We start from the raw sequence: 12241 nt of genomic DNA, 5'->3' as shown, positions 1-12241 counted from the left end.
CAAAGGGCGCGTTCAACTTCTCCATCGAGAAGCATCTGAGGATTGCTCCCGTAGTAATAATCAAGCGGATCTCCCAAGGATGGTAGAAACACAACTAGCCCATGCTGCTGCCTTCCTGCTCTGCCAATCCGTTGATAAAAACTCATCAATGATCCTGGGTAGCCTTTGATTAAGCAACAATCTAATTCTGGTAGGTCAATCCCTGCTTCTAACGCAGACGTGGCAAATATTACCCGTACTTTATTTTGTTTGACTGCTTCGATAATCTGGTTGCGGCGATCGCTGCGTAGTGAACCATAAAACAGAGCCAGCGATGCTTTTAGATGTCCTCGATTCTGTCGTTCTAATTCTGCATTCATCAGAGCTAGCAATGACTTTGCCCCTGCGCGAGTATTGCAAAAAACAATGCCGCTTAGTCCTCTTTCCAGCCACTCTAAAATCAATCGACTGGCTTCAGTGTTAGTTCGAGCCGTAGGATTTAAACAAAGAATTGTCCGCCCTGCCGCCCTTGCGCCACTGCGATTGATATATACAAGTCGATCGCTTCTTTCCGTGATTCGCTCTGTTAATTCAATCGGGTTACCAATCGTCGCTGTAGCTAGGACATACTGGAGACGATCGCTATCACCTTCAAGTCGATCAACTGCTAATCGCAATCGGCGCATCAGATTAGCAAAATGTCCACCAAAGCTACCCCGATATGTATGGGATTCATCAACTACGACATAACGCAATCTGGTTAAGAAATTTCGCCATGTCTGCCATTCATGACGGTAGCGAATGCGATTAAGTTGATGGTGGAGTAAATCGGGACTAATACACAATATCTGTGGTGCTTGAGGCGTAAACAGTTTTAGCCGTTCTGCCTTCGGCATATCTCCTGTCATCATTCCCGTATGTAATCCCATAGGCTTGGCGATCGCTTCAAGTTTTGACAGTTGATCGATTGCTAGCGCTTTTAAAGGAAAAATTAGTAGTGCTGTCGCTTGCGGCTCTTGAATGCAAGTTTCTAGGATTGCTGGTAAAAATGACAGGGTTTTCCCACTTGCTGTTGGTGTTGCGAGTAGCACATCTTTACCGTTTCTCATCGCTTCTAGCGACTGTATTTGGTGTGACCATAGATGAGTATATCCTTGTTCCCTCAATGCTTCTTGCAAAACACTAGGCATATCCACAGGAAATCTATGAGCATCTCCTTCTGTACTTTCCGTTACGCGAATTGCCGCAAGAGACGCTTGAAAGTTGAGTGCAATCTCTCTAAATTCTGGATGCGGAATCGTGGCGATGTCTTCTTCACTTACATCATAGATTTCCCGTTCACGGGTATTTTCTGCTGTTATTTCCTGACTGTTAGCTGGCAATATTTCTTGACGATTGATAGCTTCTTGCCAATTTGTGATGATTACAGGTACTGAATAGTTGGGAAATTTGGCTATGAGGCGATCGCCTAAAATAGCTGTGATTTCACCAATTCCTTGAGCGTGGCTAGGAGCATATATAGCCTGACCTTCGACTAACCACGCAGGCTTTTGTCCCGATGGTTTCATTACTGAACGGGCGATCGCTGCGTAGTCAATAGGACGATCCGATGGGTTAGGCATATATTTTCCTGTAGCATTATTAGCTGGGGCTTGCTACTTCAGCAGGTTTGGCTTCTTTAGGCTTTTTCTCAAATACTTGAATATTTGGCTCAAGCAATACAAATCCTGTCTCAGTAGACTCACCCATCTTGCCTGCGATCGCCGCTACCCACTGTGGATAATTAGCCTGTGCATCTTCTAATTTCTTAAATACCTTGGGCTTCACTGTAACGCTAAAGATTTGACCGTCACAATCCAAGTCAAAGGACTTCCAACCGTTCTTATCAACGGTCACATCAGCAGGAAGTTCATTGATTTTGATGGTTAATTCCAGTTTTCCTTGTACTGYCATATTTGTATTGTATACCTAATGAATTATTTGCTGTTCTAGCATACGATACCTAAACTTCATCCTCACATCTAACGGAAAGCTTTAATCAGTTCTATTTAAATTATTTTCCCCCAAACATGACTAAAGGTATCCCCGAAAAGTGTAAAAAGTGTGCGATGCTCTCTGCGTCTCAGGCTCAAGAACTTCATGGCAATGATGGCGATCGCTGYTGGAATCCTGCGGTTTGCTATAGTCGCCGTTCCTATGCCCGTCATCGCGATCGCCGTAATTTGATTCGCTCTCGTCAACGTGGTGATTCCGATGGAAATTTAGTTGTTAATACTGATGAATTCGCCTCAGTATATTGGGCGGTGTTAGTGGTTTATCGACAGTCGGGAACGGATACGCCGATTCATGCGATCGCTGTTCAAGTCTGGAAAGGGCAGGAAAAGTTTGCGGCGGTTTCACCGATTCATTGTGCGGGAATGGTGGCGACACAAGTGCATACTTATGTCCAGAAGGTATTGGTTTTGCTAGAGTCAAATTATGGGATTAAGAAATTTGCTAGCCAAGAACGTCTCGATCCTTGGCTTTGTCCTTTGCGTCCTTGCCCTTGTCATTCAAATTAATTTTCGGTGTGACAATGAAAGTTAAACAGCTTGAGTTGGATTTATGGGATGTCCTTTCGACTGCGAGACAGACTCCTGAAGATGCGAATTTGCCAATGGTGTTTAAGCTTTTAGATTTGACTTTGATTGATCTTGATACGCGATCGCAGTTACGAATAGCAGGAGAGGCGGTTGGTCTGATTGCGGACTTGTTTTGCGATCGCTCTAGCTTTTTATTTGAGGAGTTACATTCTCGTGCTGCTAATGGTGAGCCGATCATGGCTGATGATGCCTTTGATCGTTATGTGCGCCAGTCTATGGTTGTGGATTTTGATCAGTTTATTGAGCCTTTGCAAAGTTTACCTAGGAAGATTCCTGAACAGACTAAACATGGTAATTCGATCGTTGGCGCAATTGATAAGGAGGTTTTGATTCAAGCTTTAGAGCAGGAAAGTTTGCTTAGTTTTGAAGAGGAGTTTGAACGAGCGATTATTACTGCTCATGCTGAGGATATATCGAGTTGGATTGAGGCGATCGCGCAATACATTGAAAACAACTTTTCTCCTATACGCTTGATAGATTTACAATCTGCTTTGCCTTTACCCATCGTAGAAATTTGGATGGGATTACTTTTAGGTGATTTCAAACTTGAGCAACGAGGAAGCTTTTATGACTCTAACAAGATTTGGATTAGCTAAGCTGAAAGTTGCCCATGCACAGCGAGCCAAATACAGGCTGGCTCAATACTGGTATATTCAACACGATGCTTTGTATGCGCGGGAATGAGCAAATAATCTCCCGCTTTTATTTTTATTCTCGTATAGTCTGTATAGGAAAGTTCAGCTTCACCTTGAAGCAAGATTACCCATTCATCAAGTTCTTGGTCATACCATTGTCCTGATGGGGTGGTTTCTCCTGTGGAAACAATGCGCTCAATCTGGATATTTTTACCAGAAACAATTTGCTCAAATTTTTCTAGCTGAGAGACTTCTTGAGGAAGTTTATATATGTTCGGCATGGAATTTCCCTCGATTATGTGCCAGAAATTAAAGATTCAATTTCCTGCATTAATTTTTCTAGACGTTTTTGTTTTTTAGGATCACTCCAAACATTGGATTTTTTCAAAGCGCGTAATGTTGTATCCACTTGAATTTTTAATTTGTTTTGATCTTGCTTAGCTGACTGTGGTTGAGGCAATGCAGCAATTAGTTCGCGAATCTGAACTAGAGATAATCCTTGATCGATCGCTCGATCTAGCAACTCTTGGCGGGCGATCGCATCTTTGACTTTAGCGATCGCTTGAGCCTTGGTATATTCAATTCTGCCCTGCCGCAAAACATCTAGAATTTCTGAAGGCAGTTTTAATAATGGCAAGCGAGATGTAATAAACGACTCCCATTTAAAGCCTAATGAGCTAAACATAGAGACAATTGCCTCATCATATTCAGGACTGGTCAAAACGTTTTGACCAATTTCACCACGAGCAATATGACGCATTCGATATAGTTGTGCCGAGACTTCATCGACTGACAGATTTAACTTGAAAACTAACAGTTGCAAAATCGCTTCAGTCTCTTCAACGGGGTTGATATCTTCACGCTGAAGATTCTCAACAAGAGCAATTTGTAATGCCTCATCTGGTGTCATTTGACGTACAACTGCGGGAATTACATCTAGCCCAACCTCTTTAGCAGCACGATATCGACGTTCACCAGCCACCAATTCATAGGTATCGTTATCAGTCGATCGCAGGAGGATAGGTTCAAGAATGCCATGTTGTCGGACAGACTCGACCATCGTGATCATTTTTTCAGGATCAAAATAGCGGCGTGGCTGTTGGTTAGGTAATACGATCTTGGAGATGGGGATCGTATTGGGAGTGGTAGAATTTTCGGGTGAGTCATTTTCATTAAATAGGGCAACATTTCTCAGTTTGAGTCGTTCTGGATTAGGCTGAGGTTTCATAGTTTTTCTAGGGCAGTAGTAATCTCATCAAAAATCTCTATAATTGCCGAATTTTTCTTCGGTGATGTTGCTAGTGGCTTGCCATATTCTGAGGCTTCAGCTAGGGCAGTAGCGCGAGGAATTGGAGAAAATACTTGGGCGATTGGCGATAACTGCTCAACAATCGTTTCAAGAGTACGTTGATCAAGGGCATTTGCAGAAGAGAACATAGTAGGGATAAAACCTGCAATTTTCAAGTCTTTGTTAAGCCGTCGTTGCACTTTTTTGACTGTACTTAGTAAAAAATCTGTTCCCATCAGTGCTTTGAACTGGGTTTGGATCGGGACAATAATTTCTGTGGCGGCAACTAAACTAATTTGACTTAAGATACCAAGACTGGGAGGACAATCAATCAATACAAAGTCATAGTTATCTATCACTTGAGAGAGGGGTAATTTTAGCCTTAATTCTCGCTGATCGGCTAGGACTAGCTCTTGCTCCGCATTAGCCAAGATAATACTTGATGGGGATAGATCCATATTATGTAAGTCATGCAAAATAGCAATCGGTTCATCGGTCTCAGATACAAGAGCATCATAGATTGTCTTATCTAATTGGGCTACATCTAGCCCCATAAATGTTGTCAACGAGGCTTGGGGGTCCATATCGAGGAGCAAGACACGATGCCCTTTTGTAGAGAGTTGATACCCAATATTTTGAGTGACTGTTGTTTTACCAACACCACCTGATTGATTAAAAAATGCAATTACATGAGTCATGGATAGCAGTTTATGTCGTTTCTTATCAGAAGCATAATGGGTTATGGTAATTTTAGCGAGAGGTAATTTCAGATCTGGTCAAAACGTTTTGACCAGATCTGAAATTACCTCTCGTCATACAAAAAGATGAAGATAAAACATAGCGAATGTTAAAATCATAGCAATGTGAAAACGCTTTAAAATATGCCTGTACTAAAGATTAGTGAATCATTGATTCGCCAAAATGCAAGTGATAAATCTTTTGAGCGTGGTAAAGAATATGCGCGATCGCAAGCAGTGCGTGATTTATTCTTGCGAGATCAAATTTTGCAGGCTTCAGTGGCAGGGAGTACTTACTATCGAGTGAGCATTGGCTTTAGCGATCGCGGCATTCAAACAGCAAAGTGTTCATGCCCTTACGATTTTGGTGGTTGGTGTAAGCATATTGTTGCAGTTCTATTAGTAGGTATGGAGCGACCTCAAATTGAAGAGCGTCCTAGTTTAGTCGAAATGTTAGAAAAGCTAGATCTAGAACAAACCCGTAATCTTTTGCATAACCTTACTGCTAAATCACCTGATTTAGTCGATCTCATTGATATTCAGATCCAACTTTTAACCAATATTAAAGAGAGTAAATCTAAAGCTAGTAAGACGAATAAAAAAACTAGTAAAACAGAAACTCAACATCCCGAAATTGACAGATCGCCTTTTCGTCGGCAACTATCCTATTCATTACAAAGTTCTTTACGCAATTATGAACATAGTTATTACGATGAAGATGATCCTTTCACGGACATCATTTATGAAGAGATCGAAAAAGCCAAAGTATTTCTAGAGGCTGGCGATAGTTTTCGTGCTTTTGTGATGTTGTATGCGATCGCGGAAGAGCTATGTAACTATACAGAAGAAATAGAGAACTATTTGGGTGATGTTTCTGACTTAGTTTATCATCTCGATTTGGAAATGGCTGAGGCGATTCTCTGGACAGATTTTTCTGTCAAGGATCGGCAAAAGTGGGTTACAGAAATTGAAGGTACACAAGATGTTCTCTGTGCTGAACTTGACTTTAGCCTCGCCGCCTTGATACAAGGTTGGGACGATCCCTATTTACAAGCAGTCCTGCAAGGTAAAGAAAAGCCTGAAATTATTAATCATCCAGCCGTACAAATCTCAACTCAATCCCAAAGGAAAAGGACAACTATTCAAAAGGGAGCCAATGCATATGTTCACGAAAAAAATTTACGTCAATTAGGAAGAATTCGACTCAAAATTTTGCAATCCCAAGAGCGTTTTGATGCATACCTCAATCTTGCTAAAGATGCAGACTTCTTTACAGACTATGTAATTATGTTGCTCAAGTTAGACCGACATAATGAAGCGATCGCATCTGCGGAAAATGTACAGGATGAAAATGATGCTTTTGAAATAGCTCAGAAATTGCTAGAGCATGGTTTTGAGAAACAGGCTTTATATATTGCCAATAAGGGATTGCAATTACAAGAGACCGATGCTAAACGTCATCGCTCAAAAGAACTTGCAGATTGGACAGCTCAATTAGCAGAGCGTTTAGGAGAATCAGGGACTCTGCTCAATGCTAAAATCATTGCCTTTAAACTAACCCCTTCTCTTGCGGATTATCATCAAATTCGCGATTTGACTAAGAATAAATGGAACTCAACCAAAGATGTTTTACTGAAATATTTATTGCAACTCGATTCCTTTGCTACAGCAGAAGCAAAAGTCGATATCTTTTTAGAAGAAGAACTATTTAATAAGGCGATCGCGATCGCTAATACTAGCTATTGCCGAACTTACGATAGATTGCGGGTCATGAAAGCAGTGATTAGTTCTAATCCGCAATGGGTCATCACAAAAGCGAAGTCTCTAGCTGAGGATATTATTACTCGAGGCAAATCCGATGATTACGAACAGGCGATCGAGTGGCTAGAACAAGTACGCAATGGATATCGAGGTTTAAAACAGGAAAAGGAATGGCTCACCTATAGAAATCAATTAGTTGAAGTAAATGCGCGTAAACGTAAGCTCATGGAATTAGTTAAGCGCAAGGGAATTTAAACGATCGCATAGATTAAGCTATATATAAATAGAATGTATCAGCAAAACAACTAGGCAAAGGGCACTGGACAGTTAAAGCGAGATCGACGTATTTGCGCCTTTGTTATTGTCACAAAGTGGACGTTTCAGACTTATCCCCGATTAGCTGACCAATGCCATTACTCATTAATCGCTAAAACAACCAAAGTCGAGAATAACTTATGACGAGAATCAGTTGAAAGTCTTGCCAGAACATGACTATGTAAATAGAGTGGAATATGTTCCGTGAAAAACTCAAATATTCCAGCCAAAGTCTCCTTAATTGGTATCTCTTCGGTCAAAAACAACTCAGTAGCACCAACCCAAAGATCAATAATTTCAAGATCCTGAGAATCAGTAAGAGAAACTAGACTTTCATTAAAACTATGGATCAATTGGTTATATAGAGAATCTAATAACAGTTTGATCCAATCAAAATGGTAACGCAGTATCCCGCGCTTAATCCCGAAATACTGACATAACTGGCGTTCTGAAGCATTCAGCAAATCAAACCCACCATCAGTTACAGAATTAATTATCTGATTTACCTTAAGTTGCAAAAGCTCCAAATTAGACATTGCCTCCGCAGTGATATCACCAGACTTGATGAGTGTATGAGGCATATCACCCAAATCAAAATCCGACAAAAAATAAATCTTGTCCCCATCCTGAAAGCGATCGCCTGCTTTCCTGCCAAAACACTGCATAACCGTAGCCAAAATATGGCGATCAACAAACGCCGCAAAATCAGCATCTTTATTAGTTGGATGTAACCCTGTCATCGCCACATAATCAGCACGCAGCATCGCAATATTGGCGCAAGGAGTCCCCACAATCACAAAGGTTTTGGCATTTTTAAAATCATTAGAACCACGAGAATCACGAAACCAAAAGCCATGAGCATCAGAATTAGCAAACTTTTTAAAATCAATCACCCTAGTGGTTGGATCAAGATTAGTAAGATGAGCAATAATCGCTTGAACTTTAGCTGTCTTCTCCTCACGACGCTGCATCCCTAAACGCCCCAGATTATGCACCTGAAAAATCTGCGGCATGACCAATTCACCTGATTGCTTAATTGTATGGACAGAAGCATCGAGACGCATTTGCAGATCCGTGACATCAATCGTGGCATCCAGATAAAGATTGGCTGCCGACTTGTGAGCGATCTCCCGCAAGCGAGAGTCACCCAAAGAAACCGTTAACTTTTCATATTGAATGTGTAAATCACCGTGGGTAATAGCACCAGAGAGAATATCTAAAAACTCCACCAGCCATTGCTTTAAAACCTCATGGTCAATCTTTTGCCTAATTTCATCAGTATGGAAAGTAGTTTCTCGTTTCAGCAAAGCATGAAACTTAGCTAACTCTCGCTTATCCTTACCCTTAGCATTTTCAAACTCAGAATCAGCAATGCCATCAACCGTATCGAGAATTGATAGATCTGGTTTCAGCAACTCCGCCAGCAAAGCCGTATCAATAATTTCAGGAATCGCCGACTTAATCCCATGAAAATCCAGACCATGATAGGACTTATCACCCAACAATCTATGCAACTTATTCAGCACATCAATAATTAGCTGCTTATAGTCAAGACTAGAACGAGAAATAACGGCGATCGCCTGATCCACATCCTCACGACTAACGGAAATCTGACGCATCGTTGTCAAACTTTCCGAAACCTCCTCCCAGATCAGCAAAGTTTTGGAATAATCAAACTCATTAGGACTTGGTAAACTCATGGGATGCGATCGCAAAATCTTAGAATTAAAAGCGATCGCCCTTTGATGTCTAAAGCCAAATCCATCACCTGAATTGCTACGACAAGCATTCAGTAAAGGGCAAGTCTCACAAATGACCTTAGTATCAGCAACTCCTTTATCACGCAGAGCCGAAATCGCTCCAGTACGAGAGCAGTTTGACTGAGCATGAAGAGTTTCACCATGTTTAGCACGGCGTAACTTACCAGATTTATTAGTTAATCCGTTGTGACGCGCAGGCAAAATCTCCCAATCCTGCAAAGTTGCTGTGGTGACATTGCGCGAATCATTAGATATATAGATCATCCGTTCAACACCATCAAATAACTCAGGACGCAACTGCCCCGCATCGTAACTTTTGCCCGTACCAGTTGCCGAAGCATCGAGGACATGCTTATGAGTTAATAATGAATCGCGCCAAGTTTCCAGCCTAGCCCCAGCCTCATATATAAATTTAGGTAAGGTGGATTGAGGCGATCGCCTTGGTTTGTCAGACTTATTCGTAAAACCCTTAACAAGTTTCTTCGGAAAAAGCTTATCTTTCAACCATTGGAACGGAGAAAACTTTGGCTTGGGCTGGTAATTCGCAATCTGGAAAAACTGCTCAACCGTCAAAAGCTGAATCGCTGCATCACCAGATAATTCATCAATATCATCATCGGTTTTGGCAACCTGACCCCACCAGAGAACATCAATCGCAAAATCTAGCTCAGTCAAGAAATCCAGATTTTTCTCGTGGCGACGCATCACGGACGGATTAGCAATATCCCCCGCATCAATTGCATATTCCAACCTTGTTAACTCAGGATTAGCCCCAATCGCATCAAAATAACTTTGTAAAGTTTCTTTACTAGCTACAAACTGACCGCCCGAAGCACCGATCGCTACACAAGCACGCAATTTAGCAGCAAGATAGGGCTTAACACCAGTACCCTCAACTAAAACTACACGTTGACAATCAACCTGAATATCACCATGAAAAGCTAAAGGTAACTCACCATTTTGTTGTTGAGCCGATATCCCAAAAGGCTTATGCCAGCGATAGCGTCCTGATGCAGCATCGCGTAAACGGATTTGAAAACCGAGGATTTTGCCATTAGGATTCTTAATTGGCAGAATATAGCCAGAATTAGTTGATTTAGCGCCTAAACTCTTGATTTCAGCATCAGACAAGCCACGACTGACTAAATCAGCTCTATCTAAACTATCTAAATCAAGTTTTTGTAAGTAATTTTGATAAAGGCGATCGCGTTGGGCAGTATCAGGCAACTTAGCGAGATTGCCCCTTTTTGCTTTTTGTTGAGCCATCCGCAGTTTTAGATTTCTATCACGACGCTCTTGGCGATCTGACTCAGATTCGGGGCGCTTTCTTACATACTTGCCTGCAAAATAACTGCCATTGGTTTCACCCAGATATTTCCAATCTGCGAGATCTGCATCACTAGGATGGGTCATACACAGAACAAAATCTTGATTTTCCGAAGCAGTTCGACATTTACCTGTGATGTCATCGCAGATCGGGCAGGGGTTATGGGACTTAGTTGGTGAAAACTTTCGGGAAGAATACTGGTTATTTAGGGAGATCATTATTTTTGACCTCCAATGAGCTTGTCAAGGACGATCTTTAGATAGATCTCCTCCAACAAGTCTTGTGACTTTAAAAACATCTAAATTGTCCTGATTGTAAGGTTTGTAGCGATTTCAGTCAGGAAATAAACAGACTTTTTGAATTCAGTTCTATAATCAATAATTGCTTTTTGCAAAATTATTAAAAATTTGCAGCAAAAACTGTTGCTAAACTTATATCTTGMGTTAAGATATAAGAAAGCGCTGAACAAAATTGCCSTCTCAAAGCAACATCTGTCCATTCCTGGATATTAAATTTAAAAACCTTCGGGTTTACAAGAAAGCTAGTGATTGGACCCACTGGCTTTTTTGTGTTTGAAGGGGAAAACTAACTAAGTAATCTCCTGTAGATAAAAAACTGCAATTTAAGCATACAGCGATCGCTCTAGATCTGATCTATAAAAGATCAAAAAAAGATCAAAATTTCATAGATATCAGTCTGAATAGGCTTGTCTCACTCACATACTGTCATCTGCGACACTATTTTTGAGCAATAGCGTGACTAGCTCTAGGAAGCCAGCAAACTCAGAAGCATGAGTAATGTATTTGGGTAAATGCAGCATCTTGTTTTGATAGTGGCGAATATTTGCTACACCGACCGAGATAGAAAATTTGGCTGGATCAAACATCGCTTCATCATTAGGACTGTCGCCAATGGTTAGGACTTGCTGTGAATTGAGTTCAGGAAAATGATTTTTGAGTACAGCATCTAAGCCAGTTGCTTTATCTTGGTGCGGTGGTTTGATATGACATTGGACATTGCTATACGTGAAACTCCAACCCATTTGTTGACATTGCGAAGAGATGGCTTGAATATCATCAGTTGATAAATCATTGACATCAAAAGTCCAATCGGTAATACGGAATTGATTATCAGTGGAAGTCTGAAGATGAGGAAATTTTTGCTTAATGTAATGGAAAGCATTTTCTAGCAGAATGCGATGTCTAGATATATTGGGAATAGAAGAGAGTAAATCTTGTTGACCATTGGGGTGCAAAAATAAACCACCATTTTCAGCGATCGCCCCATCAACAGGTAAATAATTCATCAAAGCACTGCCCCAACCCGCCGAGCGACCAGTCACTAATAGGACTTTGATTCCTGCTGATTGTAAATCGAGAAGAGTCGAGATGAAATCGGAAGAAAATTTTCCATTGAGGGTAAGAGTGCCATCAACATCAGAAGCAATTAAACGAATGTCGGACAAATCAGCTTGATTGAGATTGAGCAGAGACATAAAGAAGAAATGAAACTAAAACCAGAATACAGCCAACGTGAGACTATTGGAAAATCTAGCGATTCGCTGGTGAAGACAAAACTACCATCAACGGAGTATTGACAATTCTAGAATTTGTACAAACAATATTCTCAATCATCAATCCAGAGAAATTGATAGAATGTAATCTCTAGATTATCGATTTTCCCAACCCGTTGTATTCAATCCTAAGCACTTACTCCCTTCCCGCTATAAGATCAGTGAATTAATGAAAAGATAAAATCCAGTGTTTTTCGTAATTGTATTTTTGAGAGAAATTGACT

10 protein-coding genes are annotated in these 12241 nt (G+C 41.0%); 3 read left to right on the top strand and 7 right to left on the bottom strand.

What is annotated here, in order from left to right; all coding sequences use genetic code 11:
- Both B9G53_RS03610 and B9G53_RS03605 read right to left on the bottom strand, forming a co-directional pair.
- Positions 1–1601, bottom strand: a 1601-nt coding sequence (locus B9G53_RS03610; RefSeq protein WP_141211696.1) for a DEAD/DEAH box helicase, incomplete at its 3' end; no start/stop codon positions are given.
- Positions 1602–1620: 19 nt separating this feature from the next.
- A complete protein-coding gene (locus B9G53_RS03605) occupies positions 1621–1932 on the bottom strand; it encodes a fertility inhibition FinO-like protein (protein WP_094529227.1) in 312 nt (103 codons plus the stop codon).
- Positions 1933–2048: 116 nt separating this feature from the next.
- Here B9G53_RS03605 and B9G53_RS03600 point away from each other — a divergent pair, with 116 nt between their 5' ends.
- Both B9G53_RS03600 and B9G53_RS03595 read left to right on the top strand, forming a co-directional pair.
- On the top strand, positions 2049–2540 hold the full coding sequence (locus B9G53_RS03600; protein ID WP_094529224.1) for a hypothetical protein: 492 nt from the start codon (positions 2049–2051) through the stop codon (positions 2538–2540).
- 14 nt (positions 2541–2554) lie between these two features.
- Complete coding sequence (locus tag B9G53_RS03595) at positions 2555–3217, top strand: hypothetical protein (RefSeq protein ID WP_094529221.1); 663 nt, start codon at positions 2555–2557, stop codon at positions 3215–3217.
- Here B9G53_RS03595 and B9G53_RS03590 read toward each other — a convergent pair.
- Genes B9G53_RS03590 through B9G53_RS03580 form a run of 3 tightly spaced genes read right to left on the bottom strand, consistent with a single transcriptional unit; the run spans position 3214 to position 5242 of the window.
- The gene (locus tag B9G53_RS03590; RefSeq protein ID WP_094529217.1) at positions 3214–3537 is read right to left on the bottom strand and encodes a cupin domain-containing protein; all 324 of its coding nucleotides are present in this window, start codon (positions 3535–3537) and stop codon (positions 3214–3216) included. The genes B9G53_RS03595 and B9G53_RS03590 overlap by 4 nt on opposite strands.
- Before the next feature lie 14 nt (positions 3538–3551).
- Entirely contained in the window at positions 3552–4484 is a 933-nt protein-coding gene (locus B9G53_RS03585; protein WP_094529214.1) for a ParB/RepB/Spo0J family partition protein, read from the bottom strand.
- A complete protein-coding gene (locus tag B9G53_RS03580; protein WP_094529212.1) occupies positions 4481–5242 on the bottom strand; it encodes a ParA family protein in 762 nt (253 codons plus the stop codon). The genes B9G53_RS03585 and B9G53_RS03580 overlap by 4 nt, the downstream gene beginning before the upstream one ends.
- A 183-nt stretch (positions 5243–5425) precedes the next feature.
- Between B9G53_RS03580 and B9G53_RS03575 the strand changes: the two genes are divergently transcribed.
- Positions 5426–7297, top strand: a complete 1872-nt coding sequence (locus tag B9G53_RS03575; protein WP_094529208.1) for an SWIM zinc finger domain-containing protein — start codon at positions 5426–5428, stop codon at positions 7295–7297.
- A gap of 158 nt (positions 7298–7455) precedes the next feature.
- Here the strand turns inward: B9G53_RS03575 and B9G53_RS03570 are convergent, their stop codons facing one another.
- Positions 7456–10662 (bottom strand): hypothetical protein, encoded by a 3207-nt coding sequence (locus B9G53_RS03570; protein ID WP_141211695.1) that lies wholly within the window; start codon positions 10660–10662, stop codon positions 7456–7458.
- Between the two features lie 497 nt (positions 10663–11159).
- Positions 11160–11939 (bottom strand): HAD family hydrolase, encoded by a 780-nt coding sequence (locus B9G53_RS03565; protein WP_094529202.1) that lies wholly within the window; start codon positions 11937–11939, stop codon positions 11160–11162.
- Positions 11940–12241: the final 302 nt, after the last annotated feature.

This window comes from Pseudanabaena sp. SR411 (assembly GCF_002251945.1).
GTDB lineage: Bacteria > Cyanobacteriota > Cyanobacteriia > Pseudanabaenales > Pseudanabaenaceae > Pseudanabaena.
Note: the sequence above shows the minus strand (reverse complement) of the source record. Positions and strands in the feature narration are given on the sequence as shown.